A 24,288-nucleotide genomic window follows, 5' to 3' on the forward strand; every position below is an offset into this window, starting at 1 on the left:
GCGGACCCGTGACAACGGGTCCGCGGCCGGCCGGTCTTTCGGTTAGCGCAGGGTCGTGTAGATGGTCTTGGTCAGGGTGCCGTTGGCGTCGTCACCGTCGAGCGACCAGATCATCGCGCCGCCGTAGCCGGACAGGCGCACGAACAGACCCTTCTGGGCCACGGCGACCGGGTCGTCGAAGGTCCAGAACGTGGTGCCGTTGAACAGCCACGCGTGACCGGAGAGCACGTCGTGGTAGACCTTGTAGCCCTGCTGCGGCAGCGTCGCGAGGGTCTTGTAGTCCTCGTTGCCGGCCGCCCAGGTGCCCTGTGCCGGGCCGGTGGCCGGCTGGAACAGGCCGTGGTTGGCGTTGGTGACGCCGGTCCAGCCCTGGCCGTAGTACGGCACGCCCAGCAGGAGCTGCTTCTTCGGCGCGCCGCGGTCGGTCCAGGCCTTGAGCGAGCTGGCCCCGCTGAAGTCCGGCGTGGTCGGGGCGCCCCGCGGCACGAACAGCGCGGACTGCTGGTTGGTGGTCGGCTCCCACGTGCCGTGGAAGTCGTAGCCCTGGACGGAGCCGAAGTCGAGGTACTTGAAGATCTTGTTGGCCTCGAAGCCGGCGTCGATCTTGGCCGGGGCGGCCGGCAGGAACGCGGTCAGCGTCGCCGACTTGCCCAGCTGCTTGCGGAACTCCGCGACGAGCAGGGTGAAGTTCTGCTTGTCCTCGGGGCGGATCACGTTGCCGGGGTTGGCCTCGGAGCCGGGCCACTCCCAGTCGAAGTCGAAGCCGTCGAAGACGCCGGTCGACGTGAACGTGTCGATGCAGGATTTGACCAGCGCCTTGCGCGACTCGTCGGTCCGCGCGGCGTCGGAGAAGTTGGCCGAGAAGGTCCAGCCACCCAGCGACAGGAGGACCTTGAGGCCGGGGTGCTTCTGCTTGAGCTTGCGCAGCTGGTTGAAGTTGCCGTTGAGGGCCTGGCCCGGCGCGTCGGCGACGCCGTCCACGCTCTCCTCGGCGGAGACCGGCCGCTGGTAGTCGGCCCACGGGTCGGCGGAGGCGCACTTGCCGGTCGCGTCGACGTTGCCGAAGGCGTAGTTGATGTGGGTCAGCCGGGCGGCCTGCCCGCTCGTCTCGAGGTTCTTGACGTAGTACTGCCGGCCGTAGATGCCCCACTGGATGAAGTACCCGACCCGATTGAACTGGTCCTGGTGCGTGGCGCCGTGGGCGCCCGCCGCCGTCCCGGGCACGAGCGCCAGCGACGTGGCCGCCAGCGCGGCCGCAAACCCGGCCAGGACACTGCGTTTGCCCATACAACCCTCCATCTGTAAGGAAAGTTTGCTGTTCTCTCAGGCAAAGTAAGTGTGCTGTTCAGCCTCGTCAAGACCCTGGTATCCGCTCGATATAGGGCGGCCACGACAATCCGGTCGTGGATTTGAAGCTCTTCGGCGAAGTATTTGTGACGCTCCTCGTCATCCTGGACCCACCGGGCGCGGTGCCGATCTTCCTCGCGCTCACCGGCCAGATGGAGCGGCGCAGCCGGCACCGGGCCGCATTGCAGGCGGTGGCGCTGGCCTGCGGCGTGGTGGTGGCGTTCGCCGTGCTGGGCCGGCAGATCCTCGGCTACCTGCACATCGAGCTGCCGGCCCTGCAGGGTGCGGGCGGCCTGCTGCTGCTCCTCGTCGCCCTCGAGCTGCTGACCGGCAAGACCGACGACCCCCGCGAGCAGGCCACGACCAACGTAGCGCTCGTGCCGCTGGGCACGCCGCTGCTGGCCGGGCCGGGCGCGATCGTGGCCACGATGCTGTTCGTGCGCCGGGCCGACCACTTCTCGGGGTACCTCGCCATCGCGGTCGGCATCGTCGCCGTGATGATCGTGGTGTACCTCGTGCTGCGCTTCTCCGGCGTGCTGGTGCGCATTTTGCGACCGAGCGGCATCGAGGTGGTGACCCGGATCGCCGGCCTGCTGGTGGCGGCGATCGCGGTGCAGCTGCTGGCCGACGCGGTCGGGGCGTTCGTGACGACGTACCTGCACTCGCCACACTGAGGATCGACGTTTCTGGTTTTGTCGTACCCGGGTGGCAGGATGCATTCCGTGGAGCAATTGGGTCTGTTCGCAGCGCCGCGGCGGCTGTTCACCTGCACCCCCAGCAAGCTGGGCAGCTACGAGGACTGCCCGCGCCTCTATCGCTACTCCTACATCGACCGGCCGGCCCCGCCGAAGGGGCCGCCATGGGCGCACAACTCGCTCGGCGCCTCGGTGCACAACGCCCTGAAGAACTGGTATGCGCTCGACCCCGAGCGGCGCACGCCCGGCGCGCTGCCGACCCTGCTCAAGGCCACGTGGGTGCGCGAGGGCTACCGGGACGAGGAGCAGGAGCGGCAGGCGTACCGCCGGGCGCTGGACTGGCTGGAGGCGTATGTAACCGGCCTCGACCCCGCGGACGACCCGGTCGGCGTGGAGCGCACGGTGGCAACCCGGACCGAGACCCTGGCCCTGTCCGGGCGGGTGGACCGCATCGACCAGCGTGGCGGCGAGCTGGTCATCGTCGACTACAAGACCGGGCGTTCGGAGTTGTCGGAGGACGACGCCCGGGGCTCGCGGGCGTTGGCGCTCTACGCGATCGCGGCCTCGCGGGTGTTCCGCAAGGAGTGCCGGCGGGTCGAGCTGCACCACCTGCCGACCGGGCGCGTGGCGGCCCACGAGCACACGGAGGAGTCGCTGGGGCGGCACCTGCGCCGGGCCGAGCAGACGGCGGCGGACATCGTGGCGGCCGAGGCGGTGATCGCGGCGGGCGGCCCGGCGGACGAGGCGTTCCCGGCTGTCGCGTCCGGGCGGTGCCGGTGGTGCGACTATCGGAGTGTCTGCCCCGTCGGCAAGTCGACGGACCCGGCCGAGCCCTGGGCCGCGGTGGATTAATTCACAGAGCACTGCGCGGCGATCACATTGGCCCGGGGTGCGAAAGCTCAGATACTTCGAGGATACCCGCCGGTAACTTCTGGAGGTCTTCCGTCATGGCTCGTCTCGCCCAGACACCCGGGCTCACCGACGTACAGCAGGCGATGCTCGAGACCGTGCGGGCGTTCGTCGACAAGGAGATCATTCCGCACGCCCAGCAGCTCGAGCACGACGACATGTACCCCACCGACATCGTGGCCGGGATGCGGGAGATGGGGCTGTTCGGGCTCACCATCGCCGAGGAGTTCGGCGGGCTCGGCGAGTCGCTGCTGACCTACGCGCTCGTGGTCGAGGAGCTCTCCCGCGGCTGGATGTCGATCTCCGGCATCGTCAACACGCACTTCATCGTGGCCTACCTGGTGTCGCAGCACGGGTCGGAGGAGCAGCAGCGGCGGCTGCTGCCGAAGATGGCCACCGGGGAGGTGCGCGGCGCGTTCTCCATGTCCGAGCCCGGCACCGGGTCCGACGTGGCGGCGATCCGGACCAAGGCGGTCGCCGACGGGGACTCCTGGGTGCTCGACGGGCAGAAGATGTGGCTGACCAACGGCGCCCAGTCCTCCGTCGTGGCCACGCTGGTGAAGACCGATCTCGGGGCCGAGTCGGTGTACGGCAACATGACGACCTTCCTGCTGGAGAAGGAGCCCGGCTTCGGGCTCAACGAGCAGCTGCCGGGGCTCAACATCCCCGGGAAGATCGAGAAGATGGGGTACAAGGGCGTCGAGACGACCGAGATGGTGCTCGACGGCGTCCGGGTGCCCGCCGGCGCGATCCTCGGCGGCGCGCAGCAGGCCGGGCGCGGCTTCTACCAGATGATGGACGGGATCGAGGTCGGGCGGGTCAACGTGGCCGCTCGGGCCTGCGGGATCTCGATCCGGGCGTTCGAGCTGGCCATCGCCTACGCGCAGCAGCGCCACACGTTCGGGCAGCCGCTGGTCAAGCACCAGGCGATCGCGTTCAAGCTGGCCGAGATGGCGACCAAGATCGAGGCGGCGCACGGGCTGATGGTCAACGCGGCCCGGCTCAAGGACGCCGGCCAGCGCAACGACGTCGAGGCCGGCATGGCGAAGCTGCTGGCCAGCGAGTACTGCGCCGAGGTGGTGCAGGAGGCGTTCCGCATCCACGGTGGGTACGGGTACTCGAAGGAGTACGAGATCGAGCGGCTGATGCGCGAGGCGCCGTTCCTGCTGATCGGCGAGGGCACCTCCGAGATTCAGAAGACCATCATCAGCCGGGGGCTGCTCAGGGAGTACGGGGTCCGCTGATCGCGTGCACCGCCCGGATCACCGCGATGCAGGCGTCCTCGACGTAGTCGACGCCGGCCGCCTCGGCCAGGGCGCGGCCCTCCGGGGAAACGATGTCCTGCTGCAGCCAGATCGCGGGCGCGCCGATGGCCAGGGCCTCCTTGACCACGCCGGTGGCGTCGGCGGACGGGCGGAAGACGTTGACCAGGTCGACCGGGAACGGGATGTCGGCGAGCGTGCGGTAGGCGCGCTCGCCGAAGATCTCGTCGGCGTAGGGATTGACCGGCACGATGCGCCAGCCGTGGCGCTGGATCTGCTGCGGTACCGCATGGGCGGTCTTGGTGCGGTCCCGCGAGGCGCCCACGACCGCGATGGTCCGGGCCTCGCGCAGGATCTGCTCGGCGCTGCGCATGCCATCGACGGTAGCTCGGAGCCTTTCAGCCCGCTGTGGGGTCGCTCACGATGGGGCGCGGGCCGCCCCTGCGGCGCTCACGATGCCTGGGGCGCTCACGATGGGGCGCCGGCCGCCCCTAGAGCGGTCACGATGGGGCGCGGGCCGCCCCTCAGGCCGGCCGCCAGCCTGGCCCGCAGCAGCAGCGCGTGGGTCCGCTCGGCCTCCGAGGGGTCGCCGATCAGCGGGCGGGCGGCCGGGTTCGCGTGGTAGTACCCCAGCAGGTCGAGCAGGAAGAGCAGGTTCGCGTCGACGCCCAAGGGGCGCAGGGCGACCGGCTGGCGGCGGCCGATCAGCAGCACGTCCAGGCGCGGGTTGGCCGGGTCGCCGTTGAGTTCGACGGCGGCGATGCGCTCCCAGGGGTACGGGGTGCCGCGCACCTCGATCCCGGCGGGGTTCAGGCGCAGCGCGGGCGTGCCCCGGACCAGCCGGGCGAGCAGCTGCACGCCGACGGCGAGCGGGAGCGCTGCCACGACGACGGCGATGCCGATCGAGAGAGGGTCGGTGGTGAGCAGCGTTATATCGATGACGACGATCGCGGCGGCGGCGAAGGCGTAGCCGATCCGGGCCGAGGCCGGGCGGGCCGGCGGCGGGAAGCTCCAGCCGGGACGGGCCGGCGGGTCGGCGCGGCGGCGCGGGTCGGTCAGCAGGTGGCCGACGCCGAGGCCGGCGAGGACCAGCACGCCGAACACGAAGAAGCGACCGAGCGGGAGGGCGTGCGCCAGCGCACCGGCGGCGAGGACGTACAGCGGCGGGACGACGACCCAGGGCCAGCGCATGCCTCGATGGTAGGAACGAGACGGAGCGGGCCGCGTCGGACGATCGGGGCGATCACGTGACCTGGCGGGCGAGGGTGCCGCGCAGGCGCTCGAGCTCCTCCGGCGTGCCGATGGCGGCGCGGCGCTCGGGGTGATCCAGGTAGGAATGGATGGAGCGGAACAGAAACCACAGCGAGACGTCCAGCGACACCACCTGGCCGGGCTGAAAACGCTTGATCGGACGGCCCCGCACCAGCTCCGGGTGGGCCAGCGTCCACTGGGGACTGTCGGAGCCGGGCTCCAGCGCGGCCCACGGCACGAAGGTGCGGCCGCCGTCGATCGCGACGCCGTCGACGGTGATGAGCAGCGGGCCGCTGCGGATCATCCGGAAGAGCAGCAGCGCCATGGCGAAGGCGTTCATGGCCAGGATCACCCAGGCCAGCCCCGGCACCACCCGGCCCGGGACGCGCAGGCCGTTGAGGGCCATGAGCAGCAGCGCGGCGCTGAGCAGGCCGTTGAAGAGGCACTGGCGGCGGAAGGTGGGCGGGGCACCGAAGGCCGCCCTTCCCTCGTACACCACCAGCCGGAACGTCGACGGGCCCCGCGTGGTGCGGGTGAGCTGGACCAGCCCGACGACGATGCCCAGCGTGGTCAGCGGCTGCAGGACCACCACGAGGGGCAGGAATGCCTCGGGCTCGCCGGCGAGCAGCACGACGCCGACGGCCGACCCGACGGCGACCGGCGGGCCGAGCAGCACCGCGTAGTCGCCGGCCCGAGCCTTCATGTCGCCGAGCGTAGCCAGCCAACCTGATGATTCGCTGACCGCAGGCTTGTGAGCAACACACCGCGATCTCAGCGGTACTGCGCCTCCCGGACGCTGTTGCCGCCGTCCACCACGAGCATCTGACCCGTGATGTAGGAGGCGCCGGGCGAGCACAGGAAGGCGATGGTCGCGGCGACCTCCTCCGGCGTGCCGGGGCGCCCCATCGGCGTGCCGAAGCCCTGCTTGAGCTCCACGAGCGTGGACGCCCCGGTGTGGATGATCCCGGGGGCGACCGCGTTGACCGTGATGCCGTCGGCGACGAGCTCCATGGCCAGGGCCCGGGTGAGCCCGACCACGCCGGCCTTGGCGGCCGCGTAGCCGGCCTCGGCGGGCAGCGCGTTGACCGGGCCGGCGGTGGCGGCGAGGTTGACGATGCGGCCCCAGCCGTGCTCGGCCATGCCGCCCACGAAGGCCCGGCTGACCAGGAACGCCGTGGTCAGGTTGCGGTCGATCTCGGCCCGCCACTCCTCGTAGGTGAGCTGCGCGACCGGGCGCAGCACCTCGGGGCTGGCCTTGCTGGCCAGGCCGGCGTTGTTGACCAGGATGTCCACCGCGCCGAGCTGGTCGACGATGGCGTCGGCCAGGGCGCCGACCTCGGCCTCGACGGTGAGGTCGGCGACGAAGCCGATGACGCCGAGCTCGCTGGCCCGGTCGTGGATGCGCCGGGTGGTGGAGACGATCGCGACCGCGGCACCCATCTGCTTGAGCCGGCGGGCGGTGGCGTAGCCGATGCCGTCGGGGCTGCCCGCGCCGGTGACCAGGGCAATGCGGCCGTCGAGCCGATCGACGACGGTCGGGGACTCCTCGTCGACGGGGAGTCCGTCGACGTCGGGACCGCTGGACGGTACGGCTCGCAGGGTGCGCCGCGCGGAGGACGGACGGCTCGCGTCGCGCCGGCCGCTCTTACCGGCGGGGCCGCTGGAACGTAGGTCGGGTGCCATAGGGCAAATCCTGCCTTCCGGACCGCACGGCGGGCAATGCGACGCGCGTTTTCTCAGTTCGGCGGGGTGAATGCGGTCGTGCGATTCATCCCGGCGGCCCGGCCCTTGGCCGAGACGACCAGGGCCATCTTCCGGGAGGCCTCGTCGATCATCTCGTCGCCCAGCATGACGGCGCCGAGGCGGCCGCCCTGCTCGGAGGTGGAGTAGTCGTACGCGTCGAGGATGAGTTCGGCGTGGTCGTAGTCCTCCTGGGCGGGCGAGTAGACCTCGTTGGCCGCGTCGATCTGGCCCGGGTGCAGCACCCACTTGCCGTCGAAGCCCAGCGCGGCGCTGCGCTTGGCCACCTCCCGGAACGCGTCGACGTCGCGGATCTGCAGGAAGGGGCCGTCGATGGCCTGCAGGTCGTGCATGCGGGCGGCCATGAGGATGCGCATGAGGATGTAGTGATACGGGTCGCCCGGGTAGTCGGGGATCAGCGCGCCGACGACCAGCGACTTCATGTTGATCGAGGCCATGAAGTCGGCCGGGCCGAAGATGATGGTCTCGATGCGGGGGCTGGCGGCGGCGATGGCGTCGACGTTGACCAGGCCGGCCGCGTTCTCGATCTGGGCCTCGATCCCGATGCCGCCGACCGGCAGGCCGAGGGTCTTCTCGATCTGGGTCAGGGTCAGGTCGAGCCACTGCACCTGGGCGGCGTTCTGCACCTTGGGCAGCATGATGCAGTCGAGGTTCGCGCCGGCGCCCTCGACGACCTCGATGACGTCGCGGTACGTCCACGGCGTGGTCAGGTCGTTGACCCGCACGACCCGGGTCTTGCCGGCCCAGTCCCCGTCGTTGAGGGCGGCCACGATGTTCTTGCGCGCCTCGGGCTTGGCCAGCGGCGCGACGGCGTCCTCCAGGTCGAGGAAGACCTGGTCGGCCGGGAGCCCCTGAGCCTTGCCGAGCATCTTGACGCTCGATCCGGGCACGGCGAGGCACGAGCGGCGCGGGCGACCGAGTGCGGCCATGGCGGGACTCCTTAGCGAAGGTTCAGGACGGCTACCAAACGGTAACCGCGACGCGTGAGTGCGCAGAATGCCCCTGTGGGAGATTTCACCGGGTGTGCGCTGGTCATCACCGGCGCCTCATCCCGCCTGGGTGGCCGCCGCGACCGCTGTGCCGAGAGCCTCAGCGCCGTGGGTCTCGCGTTGCCCCGCGGACCTTGTGCAAACGGAACGGGCGGCGCGGGATGCGCGTCGCCGGGGTCGGGCGGGGCGGGGCGACCTGGCTGTCATCGGGCATCGCGGCCGAGGCGCCCACCGGGGTGAGCCGGCTGACGACGCAACGCTCGGCCCAGGCGGCGGCCAGGTCCCCGGCGCCGCCGGCCCCGTTGAGCCGCTTGCCGGCCAGCTGGGGCACGAGCTCGGCCCAGGCCTCGTCGCCGGGAGCGATCCGGGTCACCTCGGCCGGGAACGTCACGATCCGCCCCCCGTGGTCGCCGCGCAGGCTCACGTCGGCCGCGGCGGCCTCGGCCAGGCCGGGCGCGGCCTGCTCGCCCTCGCCGCTCACGACCAGCAGCGCGCCGCCGAGCCAGGCGCACCAGACCAGCGTCGCCGGGCGGCCACCGACGGCGACCCAGGCCACGGCGGCCTTCTTCGCCGCCTCTTCGACCAGCGCTTCCATGGGACTCATCCAATCACGGGGCGCGGGCCGTGGTCGTGGTACTCCGTGGAGCCGTACCGCAGCGCGGTCAGCCCGGCCGGCCACTCCCCCACCGGCCACCCGCCCTTGCGCAGCAGCGCGGCCAGGAACCGCTCGGGCTCGGGCAGCTTGGCCCAGACCGAGGGCAGGAACGTGGCCCGCCGCCCGTCCGCGACGATGATCAGCCCGTCGACGCCGGGTCGCAGCGCGGCCAGCAGCGCCTCGCGGCCGTCCGCCGCCACCGGCTCCGGCCGGTCCAGCACCGAGACCTTGACCTCCAGGCCGGGCCAGTCGGCCGCGGTGACCGGCGGCAGCCGCGGGTCGCGCATCGCCCGCATCGCGTTGCGGACCACGTCGCGGTGCAGCGGCTGGACCGGCTCCAGGCTGCCGACGCAGCCGCGCAGGGCGCCGGCCCGCTCGAGCGTCACGAAGCAGGCGCCGTCGTCCTGCAGCGGGCCGTCGGACGGGATGCGCGCGGTGAGGCGGACGCCGGTGAGCCGCGCGTGGACCGCGTCCGCCGCCAGGCGGGCGAGGAAGCGTCCCTCCGTTGGCAACAGCGTCGCCGTCACGGTCACCCCACCAGCATAGGCGCCCCGACCAGGGTCAGGACCTCCTCGAGCGACTCGATCGACGGCCCTCGCCAGTCGGGCTCGGCGTGGAAGGTGAGGTGGCTGCCGAGGTCGGGGGCGCGCAGCTGGACGGCGGCCATGCCGAACCGGGTGGCCCCCGACAGCTCGCGGCCACCGCCGTCGCCGACGTAGAGGCATCGGGCCGGGTCGACGTCGAGCAGGGCGCAGGCGGTGGCGTACATCGCCGGGTGCGGCTTGGCGTGGCCGACCTGCACGGAGTAGACGGCCCCGTCGAACAGCCCGGCCACCGGCGAGCGGGGCAGCACCGCGGGGAGCTCCCACCAGCAGTCGCTGACGATCGCGACGCGCAGCCCGGCCTCCCGCAGGGAGCGCAGCACGGGAATGGTCTGCGGACGTAGCGGGGCGTCGTCCATCAGGGTGGCCAGGCGCAGCTCGGCCGCGACCCGCAGCTGCGCGATGCTCGGCTCGACCCCGAGCTCGCCGCAGAGCCGGCGCAGGCCGGCGAATTGGCTGCCGTACGCGCCGCGGACGCGTTCGTCGTACGTCCGGTCCAGCAGCGCGACCCAGGCGGACGAGTCGACGCCGAGCACCTCAGCGGTCCAGCGGTGGCCGCTGCCGCGGCGAACAGCGCTGGTACACGTGTTGAAGTAGTCAAAACAGACGGCTTCGATCACCGTTCGCCCCCCCTCACATCCTCCGGACGGTCTACACGCCCACAGGGACGGCTTGTGTCGGATCAACGACAATTCGCACCATGCGCCAGGTCGGCCTTTCCACGCTTGCGGCACTCGCGATCGCGATCATCGCCGTCTCTTCGTCGGCGCCGCTCATCGCGTTCGCCGCCGCGCCGGCCCTCGCCATCGCCTTCTGGCGCAACGCGGCGGGAGCGGCCGCGCTGGCCGCGCCGGCCCTGGCCCGCCGCCGCGGGCAGCTGCGCGACCTGCTGCGCCCGGGCGCCGGGCGGCGCACCCTGGCCGTCACCGCGCTGTCCGGGGCGTGCCTGGCCGTGCACTTCGGCGCCTGGGTGCCCAGCACCAAGCTGACCAGCGTGGCGATGTCCGTGGCGCTGGTCAGCACCACGCCGGTCTGGACCGCGCTGATCGCGGCGGCCCGCGGGGTGCGGTCGCCGGCCAGCACGTGGGCCGGCATCGCGGTCGCGGTCGCCGGGGTGGCGCTGGCCACCGGGGCGGACCCGCAGCTGTCCGGGCGGGCGCTGCTCGGCGACGCGCTGGCGCTGACCGGCGGGATCGCCGCCGCCGGTTACACGCTGCTCGGCGCGCGGGCGCGGGCCAGCCTGGCCACGACGGCGTACGCCACGGTCTGCTACTCGGTCTGCGCCGCGCTGCTGCTGATCGCCGGGCTGGCGGCGGGGGTGCGGCTGTGGGGGTACGACCGCGGAACCATCCTGGCCATCGCGGCCATGGTGGCCGGACCCCAGCTGCTCGGCCACACGCTGGTCAACTACGCCCTGCGCCGGGTGAGCGCCACGACGGTCGCCGTTCTGCTCCTGCTGGAGGTGCCGGGCGCCCTGGCCATCGCCTGGCTGCTGCTGGGCCAGCTGCCCGCGGCGCGCACGCTGCCGGGCATCGCGGTGCTGCTGGCCGGCGTGGCGGCCGTACTGCTGGGCGGCCGCCGCCGTCGAGACGGTCCCGATCAGCCGATGAAGGGCGGGACGATCATCTCGCCCGAGGCGATCGGCACCACGTGACCGGAGACGGTGGCCGACACCGCCTCGCCTCCGCTTGCCGTCACCGTGCAGTGCAGCGCCGAGGGGCGGTGCATCTCCAAACCCTGGCCGATTTCGTACCGCGTGAGCCCATCCCCCGGCACCAGCCCGCTGCCGACCAGCCACACGCCGAGCCCGAGCGCGGCGGAGCCGGTCGCCGGGTCCTCGGCCACGCCGGCGTCCGGCACGAGCACCCGCACGTGCGCGACGCGCTGCTCGGCGTCCCAGTGGAACACGCTGATGTTGTCCACCGGCCGCAGCAGGCGCAGCTTGCCCACGGCCTCGTCGGTCACCGACAGGAACGTGAACTCCAGCCCGCACCCGGCCTTGCGCGGCGCCGGGCCGACGTAGTCCGCCTCGGTGAGCCCGATCGACTCCAGCAGCGGCAGGGGGTCGAGCGCGGGGCCGATCGTCGGGTCGGCGCCGGTCACCGTGGCCGCGCCGTGCACCTCGTCCACGTGCACCGGCAGGAGCCCCGCGCCGCACTCCTGCACCACGTCGGGCCCCTTGATCACGCCGTTGCGGACCAGGGTCACCGCGCAGCCGATCGTCGGATGGCCGGCGAAGGGCAGCTCGGTGCCCGGAGTGAAGATCCGGACGCGGTACGTCGCCCGCTCGGTCGACGGTGGCAGCACGAAGATCGTCTCGCTGAGATTGAACTCGCGAGCGATCGCCTGCATCTGCTCGCCGGCCAGCTCCTGCGCGTCGTGGACGATCGCCAGGGGGTTGCCGGTGAAGGGGCGGTCCGTGAAGACGTCGACGACGGAGTACCGCAGCATGCTCATATCCGCAAAGCCTAGGCGGCGCGGGCCCGCCGGGTTCGGTCCAACCGCAACGCGGTGGATTCCTTAAGTAGGCTTGAGCCTCGTGAGCACTGCGCCGAGGGTCTACATCGCCCGCCTGGCGACCCTGAGCGTGTTCGATCCGAACGGCGACCAGGTCGGCCGGGTCCGCGACGCCGTCGTGCGGCCCCGGACCGGCAACCTGCCGCCCCGCGTGGTCGGACTCGTCGCCGAAATGCCGATGCGCCGGCGCATCTTCCTGCCGATCGGGCGGATCACCGCCATCGAGCCCGACGCCGTGGTGCTCAACACCGGCACGCTCAACCTGCGCCGCTTCGAGCGCCGTGCGGGCGAGCTGCTGGTGCTGGAGGACTTCGTGGACCGGCACGTCACCGTGGCCGCCACCGGGCGCACCGGCGCCGTGGTGGACGTGGCCATGGACGCCGACCGGACCGGGGAGTGGTCGCTGTCGCGGGTCGCGGTCCGGGAGTTCACCGGCCGCCTGACCCGCCGCGGCCACCTCAACCAGCTCGAGTGGGGCGAGGTGACCGGGCTGGCCGGCGAGCCGCAGACCCAGGGCACCGCCGGGCTGCTCGCCGTGCTGGACAACATGCGCCCCGCCGACCTGGCCAACGTGCTGCAGGACCTGTCGGAGAGCCGGCGGGTCGAGGTGGCCGCCGCACTGGACGACGAGCGCCTCGCCGACGTGCTCGAGGAGCTGCCCGAGCACGACCAGCTGGAGATCATCACCGCGCTGGAGCCGCAGCGGGCCGCCGACGTGCTCGAAGAAATGGACCCGGACGACGCCGCCGACCTGCTCGCCGAGATGCCCAAGCCGGAGCAGGAGGTGCTGCTCGACCTGATGGAGCCGGACGAGGCCTCGCCGGTGCGGGCCCTGCTGGAGTACGCCCCGGGCACCGCCGGCGCCGTCATGACCTCCGAGCCGATCGTCATGCCCCCCGACGCCACGGTGGCCGAGGCCCTCGCCCGGATCCGGGAGCCGCAGCTGGCCCCGGCCGTGGCCGCGGGCGTCTTCGTCACACGGGCGCCGATGGCCACGCCGACCGGGCGGTACCTCGGGGTCGTGCACTTCCAGCGGCTGCTGCGGGAGCCGCCTTCGGCGCTGCTGGGCGGGGTGGTGGACAACGACATCGATCCGCTCGGGCCGGCCACGCCGCTCGCCGAGATCACCCGTCGCATGGCGACCTACAACCTGGTGGTGATGCCCGTGGTCGACGACAACGACAAGCTGGTCGGCGCGGTCACCGTGGATGACGTGCTCGACCACCTGCTGCCGGAGGACTGGCGCGATCGCGACCATGCCGAGACCCTGAACGTCGGCCTGCCCGCCAGCGGCGGATCCCGTGGCTGAGCGCCGGCGGCTGGACCAGCCGCGGGATGTGCGCATCACGCTGCCCCGCTTCGACCCCGAGGCCTTCGGGCAGTGGTCGGAGGGCATCGCGCGGTTCATGGGGACGGCGAAGTTCCTCGTCTACATGACGATCGTGATCCTGGCCTGGATCGCCTGGAACACGCTGACCCCGCGCAGCTGGCAGTTCGACCCGTACACGTTCACGTTCCTCACCCTGATCCTGTCGCTGCAGGCGTCGTACGCCGCGCCGCTCATCCTGCTCGCGCAGAACCGGCAGGCCGATCGGGACCGGCTGGCGTCCGAGGAGGACCGGCGGCGGGCGGCGGCGCAGAAGGCGGACACGGAGTACCTGGCCCGGGAGATCGCGGCGCTGCGCATCGCCCTCGGCGAGGTGGCGACCCGCGACTTCCTGCGCTCGGAGCTGGCCCGGGTGGCCGAGGAGCTCGACGAGGCGGCCGATCGGCGGGCCAAGGCGGAGCGCAAGAAGGTCCGCAAGGCGCTTGGCTCGCTGAGCGACCCCCTCGCCCCGGACTCCCTTGACGAACCGGACGATTCGCTCGATTCCGACGAAACGCCCCGCCGGCGGCGCTGAGCGGGCATGCATAACGCCGCGTGCCTCAAGGGGCGAGGCGCGCGGCGTGTAAACGATGTTCGCACCGGCTTGGGCACGGGGACAACCCCCTTCCGCGTGGCGCGTGTGATGCGTTCCTCGCGTCGCGCTTCTCGTCGGGGTGCCGGCCGGGTCCGACGTACCATGGCACCCATGTCAGCCCCGGCCACCACCGTCAACGACGCGATCACCGCCGCGCTCGCGACCGTCGACGACCCCGAGATCCGCCGGCCCATCACCGAGCTGGGCATGGTCCGCGACGTCACGCTGCGCGAGGACGGCGTCGCCGCGATCGGCATCCTGCTCACGGTGGCCGGCTGCCCCCTCAAGGACAAGTTGCGCACGGACATCACCCGCGCGGTCGGCGCCGTCGAGGGCGTCACCGCCGTCGAGATCGACTTCGGCGTGATGACCCCGGAGCAGCGCAAGGCCCTGCAGACCAGCCTCCGCGGCGACGTCCAAGAGCCGATCATCCCGTTCTCCCAGCCCGGCTCGCGCACCCGCGTCTACGCCGTGGCCAGCGGAAAGGGCGGCGTCGGCAAGTCCAGCGTCACGGTCAACCTGGCCGCCGCCCTGGCCGCCCGCGGCCTCGCGGTGGGCGTGGTCGACGCCGACATCTACGGCCACTCGGTCCCCCGCATGCTCGGCGCCGACGGCCGCCCCACCCAGGTCGAGAACATGATCATGCCGCCCTCCGCCCACGGCGTGAAGGTCATCTCCATCGGCATGTTCACCCCGGGCAACGCCGCCGTCGTCTGGCGCGGCCCGATGCTGCACCGCGCCCTGCAGCAGTTCCTCGCCGACGTGTACTGGGGCGACCTCGACGTCCTGCTGCTCGACCTCCCGCCGGGCACCGGCGACGTGGCCATCTCGCTGGCCCAGCTCCTCCCGTCGGCCGAGATCCTGGTGGTGACCACCCCGCAGGCCGCCGCCGCGGAGGTGGCGGAGCGGGCCGGCTCGATCGCCCTGCAGACCCACCAGCGCATCGTGGGGGTCGTGGAGAACATGTCCTGGCTGGAGCTCCCGGACGGCACGCACATGGAGGTCTTCGGCGCGGGTGGCGGCCAGACGGTGGCGGACTCGCTGAGCCGCGCGGTCGGCGCGAAGGTGCCGCTGCTCGGCCAGATTCCGCTCGACACCCGGCTGCGGGAGGCCGGCGACACGGGGCTGCCCCTCGTGCTGGCCACCCCGGACGCGCCGGCCGCGGCCGCCCTCTCCGCCGTGGCCGACAAGCTGGCGATGCGCCGCGAGAGCCTGGTCGGCAAGCCCCTGGGCCTGAAGCCCGCCGGCCGCTGACGTCCCGGCCGGCCGCCGCTTCGTCGACGGCCGGCTCCGCGGCCTGTCGAGCTTGAGCATCTGGCCGACCTCGCGGGCTGGGCCGCGTTTGGGTAATTTCCGACATGTCGGGCACTCCGTGCCGCGACATGTCGGATTTATACCCCGGCCGGGTAAAAGTCGGTCAGGGCCTCTATGTCACCGAATGTCGGATTTCGAGTTGCTTATCTAGGATGATCTTGGCATCGGGGCGTGTTCCCAGGCGCGCGGAGATTCGCTCTTAGCTGACCGCTGCGCCCAGTCTGGCTCTCCGATCGCCCCAGACCAGGCGCCGCCGGCGCCCCATCAGGTGACGTCGTCCCAGGATGCCTTGATCGCGGGCTGCTGCGGGGCCGGGGTTGAGGCTGGGGCCGGCGCCGGCGCGGTGACCGACTTCGCGGCCGACGCGGCCGACTCGGCGTCGCGCTTCACCTGGTCGGCGACACCGCGCACGTCGTCGTAGAGGCCCTGCAGCGGCTTGCGCAGCGCGGCCTCGTCCTCCTCGCTCAGCAGGTGCTTGCGCAGGAAGGTCTTGGGGTGGAGGTCCTCCAGCTGGATGTCGGTGCCCAGCTCCTTGCTCAGGTCACCCGTCGCGTTGCGCGCCATCTGGCGAACCTGGCGCAGCATCTTCACGCCGTCGCTGATCGCCTTCGGCAAGCGGTCGGGGCCGAAGATGAACAGCCCGACCAGGATGATCACGATGAACTCCCAGCCGCCGATGTTCTCCAAGCCCATGTACCGGCCCTCCCTGCTCTCTCGGGCTAGCGTACGCACTCCCCGGGGGTTCGGGGAGGGCCGGTCAGGTCACTTCGCGTCGGCGACCAGGGTCACGGAAGCCTTGGCCCTCGACGTGCCCCGCAGATACTGGATTTCCACAGTGTCCCCGGGCGCGTACTTGCGCACCAGGGCGGTGAGGTCCCACACCTCCTCGATCGGCTTGCCATTGACCGCCAGCACCACGTCGCCGGCCTTGAGGCCGCCCGCCTCGGCCGGGCCGCCGGCCTCGACCTGGGTGAGCCGGGCGCCGCCGAGCGGGTTCTGGTAGGACGCGTCGACCTGCACGCCCATCACCGTGCGCCGGGCCTTGCCGGTGTTGATGATGTCGGACGCGATGCGCCGGGCGTGGTTGATCGGGATGGCGAAGGCGAGGCCGACGTTGCCGGCGCTGGACTGGTCCTCGGACAGGGTGCCGATCACGGAGTTGATGCCGACCACGCGGCCGGCGGCGTCGAAGAGCGGGCCACCGGAGTTGCCCTGGTTGACCGCCGCGTCGGTCTGGATGGCCGCGTAGTAGCGCGAGGTGCCGCCCTCGCTGGTGCGGATGGGGCGGTCGAGGTAGCTGACCACGCCGTAGGTCACCGTGCTGGTCAGCCCGAGCGGCGCGCCGACGGCGACCACCGGGTCGCCAACCTGGACCTGGTCGGAGTTGCCGAACTCGACGGGCGCCAGCTCGCTGTCGGGCAGGCCGTTGGTGTCGATCTTCAGGACCGCGATGTCGGACTCCGGGTCGCTGCCGACCACCTTCGCCGTGGCCACCGTAGCGTCGCTGAAGCGGATCATGGCGGTGTCGTTGCCGCCCGCCACCACGTGGTTGTTGGTGATGACGTGGCCGTCGGAGGAGACCACGAAGCCGGAGCCGAGCGACGTGCCGTTGCCGACCCGCACGCTGATCGTGACCACGCTCGGGAGCACCTTCTTGGCCAGCGCCGCGATGGACTCGGGCGCCCGGTTGTTCATCGGCGCGTTCCCGCCGATCTGGCCGCCGAGCCTGCCGCCCCCGCCGACCGCGAAGACGTACCCGAGCGTGCCGCCGAGGGCCCCGGCGAGCAGTGCCGTGACGATCGACACGACCAGCACGAGCCCGATGCCCACCCGCGGGCCGCTGGAAGGCGGAGGCGGCTTCTCCAGCTCCGGAGCCTCGTCCGGCGGGGTCTTGACCACCACGACCGGGGCGTCCGGATCGCGCCACGGGTCTGCCAGCGCGTCGGACCACCAGCTGTTGGGCGCCGGTTGCGGCCCCGCCGGGGGTGCGCCGGGTGCGGCCCATGTGGGGCGCGCCCCCCAGCCGCTACTGCTGGTCGGCGCGCCGGGGCCCGGCTGCCGCCAGGCCGAACCGTCTGTCACGATCGGCTCCTCCGTCCGTTTCGCATCCAGCATTGCACGACCCGGCATCAAGCATGTGCGGGCGAGGTCTCCTAGGCTTGCGGTCGATTGATTTCCTCCGGACCACGCTTCAAATCCTCATAAAGGGGTGTCCCATTACCGCTTCCGCCCGGACTGCTGACTTCATCGACGGGTACGTAGCCGAGGACCCGGTGCTGACGGCCGCCCGCGAGGGGGCCTACGAACTGGGCATCAGCGCGGTGAGCCGGGGCTGCGGGGCGGCGCTGCGGGTGATCGCGGCGGTGAGCAACGCCAAGGCCGTGGTCGAGGTCGGCACCGGCACCGGGGTGAGCGGTGGCTGGCTGCTGCGCGGGATGCGCCGAGACGGGGTGCTCACCACGATCGACTTCGAGGCGGAGCACCAGCGGATCGCGCGCCGCGTGTTCTCGGCCGCCGGCAACCCGCCCTCGCGCACCCGGATCATCACCGGGCGCGCCCTCGACGTGCTGCCGCGCCTGGCCGACCGGGCCTACGACCTGGTCTTCGTCGACCACGACCCCGGCGAGTACGCGGCGGTGGTGGTCGCCGCGGAGCGCCTGCTGCGCCCCGGCGGGACGCTCGTGCTGGCCAGCGCCCTGGCCGGCGACCGGGTCTCGGATCCCACGATGAGAGACGCGGAGACGGTACTGCTGCGTGAAGCCGTCAAGACCCTGCGCGACAGCGACGCCTGGGTCCCGGCACTGCTCCCACTCGATGACGGACTGCTGATCGCCGCTCGCGCACAGTAACCACTCCCCCGCCCTCCCCGAAAACTGTCGTACCCGCACCCGACGATGCCCCCATGACCGAACTCGGCATCACCACCCAGACCTTCCTGTCCGCCACGACCCCCTTCGACCTGCGGTGCACACTGCGCGCGATCGCCGGCTTCCAGCCCGGCCTGCGCGACGTGCGGCTCGACGAGCACGGCGTCCGGCGCGCCTTCACCCACCCGTCCGACCCGTCGTCCGCGGTCGTCGCCGGGGTCACCGCGCGCGACGACGGCGCCCCGGGCGTGGCCCTGACCGTGCACAGCGCCGCCCCTCTGACCCCGCCCGAGCTCGACGACGTCGGCGCGCGGGTCTCCGCCTGGCTGGGCCTCACCGACGACCGCGCCGAGTTCCTGCGGGTCGCCGAGGCCGACGAGCCGGTCCGCCCGCTGCTGGCGGTGGCGGCCGGCCTGCACCAGGTGCGGTTCTCGAGCCTGGCCGAGGGGGTGGCGTATTTCGCCCTCGTCCAGAACTCCGCCCAGTGGTATGCGTCGCTGCACAAGCGCCGGCTGACCATCCACCTGGGCCCGATGGCCCAGGCGGGCGGCGAGGACTTCGTCGCCTTCCCCGACCTGTCCACGCTGACCGGGCTGACCCCGGAGCAGTTCCTGCCGTATGTCGGCGGGACGGCACGGGCGACCCGCCTGGCCGAGCTGATCGGCGGCGTCGCGGCACTCGACGAGGGGCTGCTGCGGCACGGGCCGTACGAGGAGGCGAGGGCCGCGCTGCTGGCCGTGCGCGGGGTGGGGGCCTACACCGCCCACTCGCTGCTGCTGCGGGTCCTCGGCCGGCCCGACGCCGTGCCGCTGGAGATGGAGCAGTTCGTCCGGACCGCCAAGGGGGTATACGGTGACCCGCCGCCCGCCCCGGACGAGCTCCGGGAGCGCTACGGGCGGTGGGTGGGCTGGTGGGCGTACACCTGCCGGACTGCCCTGGGCTGGCTGGACCAGGAGAAGAAGGCGCGGGAACGGGTCGAGCGGGCGGGCCGGCTGCGGCAGCGGCCCCCGGCGTCGCGCCGTCCCCGCCCGTCCCGCGGCCGCGCCCGGCTCGGCGGCGCCGCACTGGCCGAGTCGAGCCAGGCATCCGGTTTGCCCCTGGCCCTGACGCTGCCGTCGCGCACGGGGGCTCCGGCCACGAGCGGCGCGGAGGCCGGGCGCCGGACGCTGGCCCTGGTCGGCGCCGACGGGGCCGCCGGCCACGAGCTGGCCCCCGCGGAGGGTGACGCCGGGCCCGACGCAATCGCCCGCGGCTGAGTTCCGGGCCGTTCGCGGGATCCCATCCGCCGCCGCGTATGGCCGCGGCGGCGGGTGCGGGCCTACAGGATGCCCTCGAGCGGGGTCTTGTAGCCCAGGATCTGCTCGGGATCGGCGTCGAGCACGTCGCGGAGCAGGGTGGCGTAGACGGAGCGGAAGTCGGTGGTGAACTTCAGGTCGCCGTTGTCCAGGTCGGCGAGGCTGGGCTGCTCGCCGTAGAGGCCGCCGCGGACCGGGCTACCGAGGATGAACATGTTGGACGCCGTGCCGTGGTCGGTGCCGTCGGAGCCGTTGGCGGCGACGCGGCGGCCGAACTCGGAGTACACGGCGACGACGACCTTGCGGCCGGCCTCGGTCTTCGCCATGCGCTCGGCGAAGGCGGTGAGCGCACCGTCGAGGAGCTTGAGCAGGATCTCCTGCGAGTTGCGCTCCTCGGCGTGCAGGTCGAAGCCGCCGAGCGAGACGGAGAAGACGCGGGTGGCCACGCCAGCCTCGACACAGCGGGCGACGAGGGCGAGCTGGGTCTGCAGATCGGAGCGGCCGCCGGTCGCGGTGCCCGACGAGGACGGAGCGTCCTCGGCGGCGGACTCGTCGACGCTGTGGATGAGGGCGTCGACCTCGACGAGGTCGGCGAAGGCGCGGGCGGCCCGGGCCTGCAGCGGGGACTCGCCGTCGGAGGGCTTACCGAGGGCGGTGAGCATCTCAGGCTTCACCCCGCTGGGGAGTGCCAGTCCGCTGACGGGCACCGCGGCGCCGGCCGTGGTGGTGCCGGCGAGCAACGGAGGGAGGACGGGTTCGAAGGAGACGGCGTGGCGCGGGTCGCCGCCAAAGGTGTCCAGCCACCGGCCGAGCCAGCCGGTGTTGCCGGGCCGATCGGGCTGCGCGGTCTGCCAGATGTCCATCGAACGGAAGTGACTGTGGTCGGGCTTCGGGTAGCCGACGCCGCGGACGATGGCCAGCTTCTTGGCGTCGTACAAGCGCTTGAGCCCGGCCAGCCCAGGATTGAGCCCGAGGGTGTCGTCGAGCTTGAGGACCTCCTCGGGCTTGTACGCCAGCTCGTGGCGGGCCGGGGCGTAGGCCTTGTCGGCGTACGGGATGACGTTGGCCAGCCCGTCGTTGCCCCCGTACAGGGTGACGAGCACGAGCGTCTTGGCGTCCCCGGGCCGGTCGTCCCAGGCGGCGGAGTCGAAGACGTCGCGCAGCGTCCAGGCGCTGCCCGCGGCGAGGGTCGCTGCCCCGACCACGCCGCTGGCGATCAGGAACTTCCTACGGGTGAGGGCGTCCATGCCGCCTCCTTCAACGGTGCGAACGATTGCTGCTGAACACGACAGAGCTGAACACGACAGAACTGCATGGCGAGGACCAGTGCTCGCCGCGGACCGCGCCCGGTCCCGCATCCCGGCGCCCGTCGCCGGCACCCGGCGCCTCGGCCGCAAGCCCGGGGGCCTCGGCCTCGGCTGCGGCGGCTTGACCGGCCGGCATCCGGATCCCGGTCCGTGGGCCGGCCGCGCGCCGCCGCGACCCGTCGGCGTCGGCCGCGCCCACCGCGCCTGCGGTCACAGTCGGCCGGGTCGCTGTGGACCGGGCCGGATTCGGCCGGGCCGCTGCTGTGAGCCGGGCCGGAGTCGGCTGGCCCGCCGCGGACCAGGCCGCTGTGAACCGGGCCGGAGTCGGCAGAGTCGGAGTCGGCCGGAGCGGAAGGGACCGGGCCGACGTCGGCCGGGCCGCAGTGGGTCAGGCCGGGATTGGCCGGGCCGGAATTCACCGGGGTGCGGTGGGGCGGGTTGGGATCGGTCGGGCCGGGGTGGTGGGACATTTCAGCTGACCGCGTACTCGGGGCTGGCCAGGCCCACGGTGAGCAGGCGGCGGGGGTCGCCCGCGGCCGGGGTCAGGGCGGCCAGCGTGCGGTCCGTGAACTTGTCGATCACCAGTAGGCGGGCCAGGGCGGCCGGGCGTTGGGTGGGTGGGACGGCGGTCAGGCGGGCCAGGGCCGGCTGCGGGGCCCGGGCGGCCAGGGTCTGGGCGAGCTTGATGCGGGCCTGGGTGGCCGAGGTGGTCAGCCAGGCCGCGCCGGCGGGCCAGCCGCCCACGCTCGGCGGGCGCAGCGGGACCTGGCCGAGCTGGGTCAGGCCCGACTGGAGCTGCTTGCGCTGGTTTTCGTTGAGCTCGCCGGGGCGGATGCCGAGCTGGCGGAGGGCGCCTACCAGCCACTCGACGGGCTGCTTGACCAGTTCGGCGTGGCCGTCGGCGGAGAGCAGCTCGCGCAGCATGGCGGCCGTGGTGGTCTGGGTCTTGGCCCGGTCGAGGGCGGCCTGCGGGATCGGGGCGTCGCTGCAGTACCGCAGCCAGAGCCTCCGGGCGACGAACTCTGGGCTCGCCGGCTGGGCCAGCAGGATGTCGGCGAAGCCGTCGGCGTCGTAGTTGCCGGTCTTGCCCAGGATGCTCTTCGGGCGGGCGTCGTGGCGCTTGGCGTTGTACGAGGCCGTGCCGGACTTGTTGTCGACGACCCAACCGGTCAGGGCCCGGGCGCCCTCCCGGACGTCCTGCTCCGTGTAGTGGCCCACGCCCAGGGTGAACAGCTCCATGAGCTCCCGGGCGAGGTTCTCGTTCGGGGCCTTGTCGGTGTTTTTTTGCGCCAGACGATGAGCGCCGGGTCGCGCAGCATCGTGTGGACCTGGGTGGCGAAGGGGCCCAGGGCGGTGCGGAAGAGGGTCTGTTGCTGGTTCAGCATGAGCGGGCCGGACTTGACCTTGTCGGCGGAGGTGGCCCAGTGGCCGTGCCAGAAGAAGGTCAGCTTCTCGTGCACCTGGTGCTCGGCCTGCGCCATGCGGTCGAGCCACCAGGCGCCGACCTGGCGGATCTGCTCGGCGCGGTCGGACTTCTCGTTGACGACCGGGCCGAGCTTGGGCGGCGGGGTGCGGTCGGCGCCGGCGTCGGGGGCGGGCGGGTTGAAGAGGGCGTCGAGGGTCGCGGCCGGGCCCTTGGACTCGGCCGCGTCGACCTCCTCCGCCGTGGGCCCGAACGTCGCCCTGCGCAACAGATGCGCAACCTTCTCACGATCGGCCATGGACCCCAGGCTATGCCCGGTTTGTACGAGCCTCGTCAGGAAGGGATCAGACTCCCTTGAAGACCGGCTTCTGCTTCTGCACGAAGGCCGCGGTGGCGTGCTGGTGATCGGTGGTGTGCCCGCAGGTGGACTGGGCCTCGGCCTCCACCGCCAGCGCGTCGGCCAGCGACCCGGAGCCGCCGGCGGCCAGCTCGCGCTTGATCTGCCCGTAGGCGACGGTCGGGCCGGCGGCGAGGCGGTCGGCGAGTTCGAGGGCGGTCGGCAGCACGTCGTCGTCGGTCTCGGTGAGGCGGGTGAGCATGCCCAGGCCTACGGCGGTCTGGGCGTCCACCGGCTCGGCGAGCAGCAGCAGCTCGACGGCCTTGGCGTGCCCGACGATGCGCGGGAGGGTCCAGGAGATCCCCGTGTCGCCGGCCAGGCCGACGTTGGCGAAGGCCATGAGGAACGCCGTCTTGGGGCCGCCGACCCGGAAGTCGGCGAGCAGCGCGAGGGAGGCGCCGGCGCCGGCCGCCATGCCGCGCACCGCCGCCACGACCGGCTTCGGCATGCCGCCGAGCAGCGTGGCGATCGGGTTGTAGTGCTCGGCGACGGTCGACAGCGACGCGCCCGTGCCCGCCTCCAGGGACTCGACGTGCTCGCGCAGGTCCTGGCCCCCGCAGAACGCCCGGCCGGCGGCGGCGAGGACGATCGCCCGTACCGTTGCGTCGTCTCGAAGCTCTTGCAACGTGTCGCGCAGGGCCACCTTGAGCGCGGTGTTGAGCGAGTTGAGGGCTTCGGGCCGGTTGAGGGTGAGGATCGCGACGCCGTTCTCGGTGCGCTCGACGAGTAGCTCCATCGGTACTCCAAACATTTAAAGGGTCAGGCAGGCATCCACGAACCGGTCCGCGGCGGGGCGCAGCCGGAGGGCGTGGCGGTCGAAGAACGCGGCGGCCGCGGTGCCGGCCCAGCGCTTGGGCAGCAGCTCCGGCGGCAGCTGCGGGTCGCGGAAGAGGAACGCGCGCCAGGCGTGCACGAGCGAGAACCGCACCGCGTAGGCGCGCTCGTCGGGCGTTCCCGGGCCGACGCCGGCGACGAGCGGGGTGAGGCGCTCGACGAACTCGTCGTAGGCCGCGGCGATCCCGTCGAGATCCCAGGCCCTTGCCACGAGTTTGATCGCCCCATCGGTACCGCCCGAATGCTCCGCCTCGAATCGGTCGTAGCGCACACCGGCCTCCGTCAGCAGGGCGTCGACGCCCTCCCCCGGGCGCGGGGCGATCCACGTCGAGACGTCGATCGAGCCGTACCCGAGGAATCCCAGGTTCGCTACCAGTCTCGCCCGCGCGCCGCGGTGCGCGGGCGGTTCGAGCGTGATGAGATCGAAGCGGCCGGTCCAGGCTGTCGCGGGACCACCACCCGGCCGCTGGGTCCGGTAGATCCGGGCCCCGGCGGCGTCCAGGCGGCGTGCCGCCTTCGGGGTGATGCCGTAGCCCGGGCCGGTCGGCAACCGTAGAGGTTGGAGCCAACCCTGCCGGACCATCCGGGAGACGGCGGTGCGGACGGCGGGAGCGGCGATGCCGAGGGGGGCGAGCAGGCGCACGAGAGCCGCGACCGCGGCGCGCCCGCCGCGTGGGCGGAGATGGTCGCCGTACAGATCAAAGAGGGCCGACCGGGCCTGCATGGCCGCTTATTGTGACAGTTGACCGGCACATTCCGCCAGAAGATGTCACACGGATCGCAGCCCGGTTTGGGTCTTGGGGCCATCATCAGGGAAAATCAACGGTTGGCGCGTACATCACGGAGTCGACGGGTCCGGCCGCGGCCCCGTGAGCAGGCGCGCCGGGCATGCGGGGACGGCT

26 protein-coding genes are annotated in these 24,288 nt (G+C 72.5%); 9 read left to right on the forward strand and 17 right to left on the reverse strand.

Going from position 1 to position 24,288, the window contains the following annotated elements:
• Positions 1-42 precede the first annotated feature (42 nt).
• Entirely contained in the window at positions 43-1,287 is a 1,245-nt protein-coding gene (locus AB0M46_RS03045; protein ID WP_363332564.1) for a glycoside hydrolase family 18 protein, read from the reverse strand.
• A 116-nt stretch (positions 1,288-1,403) separates the two neighbouring features.
• On the opposite strand from AB0M46_RS03045, the gene AB0M46_RS03050 reads away from it, so the two are divergent.
• The 3 genes from AB0M46_RS03050 to AB0M46_RS03060 all read left to right on the forward strand — a co-directional run bounded on the left by AB0M46_RS03050 (position 1,404) and on the right by AB0M46_RS03060 (position 4,195).
• Positions 1,404-2,021, forward strand: a complete 618-nt coding sequence (locus tag AB0M46_RS03050; protein WP_363332565.1) for a MarC family protein — start codon at positions 1,404-1,406, stop codon at positions 2,019-2,021.
• A gap of 48 nt (positions 2,022-2,069) precedes the next feature.
• A complete protein-coding gene (locus AB0M46_RS03055) occupies positions 2,070-2,894 on the forward strand; it encodes a PD-(D/E)XK nuclease family protein (RefSeq protein ID WP_363332566.1) in 825 nt (274 codons plus the stop codon).
• Positions 2,895-2,989: 95 nt separating this feature from the next.
• The gene (locus AB0M46_RS03060; protein ID WP_363332567.1) at positions 2,990-4,195 is read left to right on the forward strand and encodes an acyl-CoA dehydrogenase family protein; all 1,206 of its coding nucleotides are present in this window, start codon (positions 2,990-2,992) and stop codon (positions 4,193-4,195) included.
• Here AB0M46_RS03060 and AB0M46_RS03065 read toward each other — a convergent pair.
• The 8 genes from AB0M46_RS03065 to AB0M46_RS03100 all read right to left on the reverse strand — a co-directional run bounded on the left by AB0M46_RS03065 (position 4,173) and on the right by AB0M46_RS03100 (position 10,091).
• Entirely contained in the window at positions 4,173-4,586 is a 414-nt protein-coding gene (locus tag AB0M46_RS03065) for a CoA-binding protein (protein WP_363332568.1), read from the reverse strand. The two genes, AB0M46_RS03060 and AB0M46_RS03065, sit on opposite strands and share 23 nt — an antisense overlap.
• Positions 4,587-4,681: 95 nt before the next feature.
• Entirely contained in the window at positions 4,682-5,404 is a 723-nt protein-coding gene (locus AB0M46_RS03070; RefSeq protein ID WP_363332569.1) for a hypothetical protein, read from the reverse strand.
• Between the two features lie 52 nt (positions 5,405-5,456).
• Positions 5,457-6,167 (reverse strand): hypothetical protein, encoded by a 711-nt coding sequence (locus AB0M46_RS03075; protein ID WP_363332570.1) that lies wholly within the window; start codon positions 6,165-6,167, stop codon positions 5,457-5,459.
• 68 nt (positions 6,168-6,235) lie between these two features.
• Entirely contained in the window at positions 6,236-7,147 is a 912-nt protein-coding gene (locus tag AB0M46_RS03080; RefSeq protein ID WP_363332571.1) for an SDR family NAD(P)-dependent oxidoreductase, read from the reverse strand.
• A gap of 53 nt (positions 7,148-7,200) precedes the next feature.
• Complete coding sequence (locus AB0M46_RS03085) at positions 7,201-8,154, reverse strand: CoA ester lyase (protein ID WP_363332573.1); 954 nt, start codon at positions 8,152-8,154, stop codon at positions 7,201-7,203.
• 160 nt (positions 8,155-8,314) lie between these two features.
• On the reverse strand, positions 8,315-8,809 hold the full coding sequence (locus AB0M46_RS03090) for a hypothetical protein (RefSeq protein ID WP_363332574.1): 495 nt from the start codon (positions 8,807-8,809) through the stop codon (positions 8,315-8,317).
• Between the two features lie 5 nt (positions 8,810-8,814).
• Entirely contained in the window at positions 8,815-9,402 is a 588-nt protein-coding gene (amrA, locus tag AB0M46_RS03095) for an AmmeMemoRadiSam system protein A (RefSeq protein ID WP_363332575.1), read from the reverse strand.
• Positions 9,399-10,091, reverse strand: coding sequence for an HAD family hydrolase (locus tag AB0M46_RS03100; RefSeq protein ID WP_363332576.1), 693 nt, complete (start codon positions 10,089-10,091; stop codon positions 9,399-9,401). Before AB0M46_RS03100 ends, amrA begins: the two co-directional genes overlap by 4 nt.
• A gap of 80 nt (positions 10,092-10,171) precedes the next feature.
• On the opposite strand from AB0M46_RS03100, the gene AB0M46_RS03105 reads away from it, so the two are divergent.
• Positions 10,172-11,125 carry a DMT family transporter gene (locus AB0M46_RS03105; RefSeq protein ID WP_363332577.1) on the forward strand — a complete coding sequence of 318 codons (954 nt, stop codon included), beginning with the start codon at positions 10,172-10,174 and terminating at the stop codon, positions 11,123-11,125.
• Here AB0M46_RS03105 and AB0M46_RS03110 read toward each other — a convergent pair.
• Positions 11,071-11,928, reverse strand: a complete 858-nt coding sequence (locus AB0M46_RS03110) for a PhzF family phenazine biosynthesis protein (RefSeq protein ID WP_363332578.1) — start codon at positions 11,926-11,928, stop codon at positions 11,071-11,073. The two genes, AB0M46_RS03105 and AB0M46_RS03110, sit on opposite strands and share 55 nt — an antisense overlap.
• Positions 11,929-12,010: 82 nt before the next feature.
• On the opposite strand from AB0M46_RS03110, the gene AB0M46_RS03115 reads away from it, so the two are divergent.
• The 3 genes from AB0M46_RS03115 to AB0M46_RS03125 all read left to right on the forward strand — a co-directional run bounded on the left by AB0M46_RS03115 (position 12,011) and on the right by AB0M46_RS03125 (position 15,203).
• A complete protein-coding gene (locus tag AB0M46_RS03115; protein ID WP_363332579.1) occupies positions 12,011-13,297 on the forward strand; it encodes a CBS domain-containing protein in 1,287 nt (428 codons plus the stop codon).
• Positions 13,290-13,889 carry a DUF1003 domain-containing protein gene (locus AB0M46_RS03120; RefSeq protein WP_363332580.1) on the forward strand — a complete coding sequence of 200 codons (600 nt, stop codon included), beginning with the start codon at positions 13,290-13,292 and terminating at the stop codon, positions 13,887-13,889. The genes AB0M46_RS03115 and AB0M46_RS03120 overlap by 8 nt, the downstream gene beginning before the upstream one ends.
• Before the next feature lie 171 nt (positions 13,890-14,060).
• Positions 14,061-15,203, forward strand: a complete 1,143-nt coding sequence (locus AB0M46_RS03125; RefSeq protein ID WP_363332581.1) for a P-loop NTPase — start codon at positions 14,061-14,063, stop codon at positions 15,201-15,203.
• Positions 15,204-15,527: 324 nt separating this feature from the next.
• Here AB0M46_RS03125 and AB0M46_RS03130 read toward each other — a convergent pair whose 3' ends face one another.
• Together AB0M46_RS03130 and AB0M46_RS03135 are read right to left on the reverse strand one after the other, a co-directional pair.
• Positions 15,528-15,956, reverse strand: a complete 429-nt coding sequence (locus tag AB0M46_RS03130) for a Sec-independent protein translocase subunit TatB (protein ID WP_363332582.1) — start codon at positions 15,954-15,956, stop codon at positions 15,528-15,530.
• Positions 15,957-16,025: 69 nt separating this feature from the next.
• A complete protein-coding gene (locus tag AB0M46_RS03135; protein WP_363332583.1) occupies positions 16,026-17,345 on the reverse strand; it encodes a trypsin-like peptidase domain-containing protein in 1,320 nt (439 codons plus the stop codon).
• Between the two features lie 191 nt (positions 17,346-17,536).
• Here AB0M46_RS03135 and AB0M46_RS03140 point away from each other — a divergent pair, with 191 nt between their 5' ends.
• Positions 17,537-18,112, forward strand: a complete 576-nt coding sequence (locus AB0M46_RS03140) for a class I SAM-dependent methyltransferase (RefSeq protein ID WP_363332584.1) — start codon at positions 17,537-17,539, stop codon at positions 18,110-18,112.
• Positions 18,113-18,165: 53 nt separating this feature from the next.
• Positions 18,166-19,386: a hypothetical protein gene (locus AB0M46_RS03145; RefSeq protein WP_363332585.1), complete on the forward strand. Its 1,221-nt coding sequence runs from the start codon at positions 18,166-18,168 to the stop codon at positions 19,384-19,386.
• 62 nt (positions 19,387-19,448) lie between these two features.
• Here the strand turns inward: AB0M46_RS03145 and AB0M46_RS03150 are convergent, their stop codons facing one another.
• From AB0M46_RS03150 to AB0M46_RS03170, 5 genes are all read right to left on the reverse strand, one after another.
• On the reverse strand, positions 19,449-20,672 hold the full coding sequence (locus tag AB0M46_RS03150) for a DUF1501 domain-containing protein (protein ID WP_363332586.1): 1,224 nt from the start codon (positions 20,670-20,672) through the stop codon (positions 19,449-19,451).
• Positions 20,673-21,203: 531 nt separating this feature from the next.
• On the reverse strand, positions 21,204-21,971 hold the full coding sequence (locus tag AB0M46_RS03155; protein WP_363332587.1) for a DUF1800 family protein: 768 nt from the start codon (positions 21,969-21,971) through the stop codon (positions 21,204-21,206).
• Positions 21,902-22,453, reverse strand: a complete 552-nt coding sequence (locus AB0M46_RS03160; RefSeq protein ID WP_363332588.1) for a DUF1800 family protein — start codon at positions 22,451-22,453, stop codon at positions 21,902-21,904. Before AB0M46_RS03160 ends, AB0M46_RS03155 begins: the two co-directional genes overlap by 70 nt.
• A 46-nt stretch (positions 22,454-22,499) precedes the next feature.
• Positions 22,500-23,303 (reverse strand): enoyl-CoA hydratase-related protein, encoded by an 804-nt coding sequence (locus AB0M46_RS03165; protein WP_363332589.1) that lies wholly within the window; start codon positions 23,301-23,303, stop codon positions 22,500-22,502.
• Positions 23,304-24,110: a PaaX family transcriptional regulator C-terminal domain-containing protein gene (locus AB0M46_RS03170; RefSeq protein ID WP_363332590.1), complete on the reverse strand. Its 807-nt coding sequence runs from the start codon at positions 24,108-24,110 to the stop codon at positions 23,304-23,306. It abuts the gene before it with no gap.
• Positions 24,111-24,288 lie beyond the last annotated feature (178 nt).

It is taken from the genome of Dactylosporangium sp. NPDC051485 (genome assembly GCF_040682015.1).
Taxonomy (GTDB): Bacteria; Actinomycetota; Actinomycetes; order Mycobacteriales; family Micromonosporaceae; genus Dactylosporangium.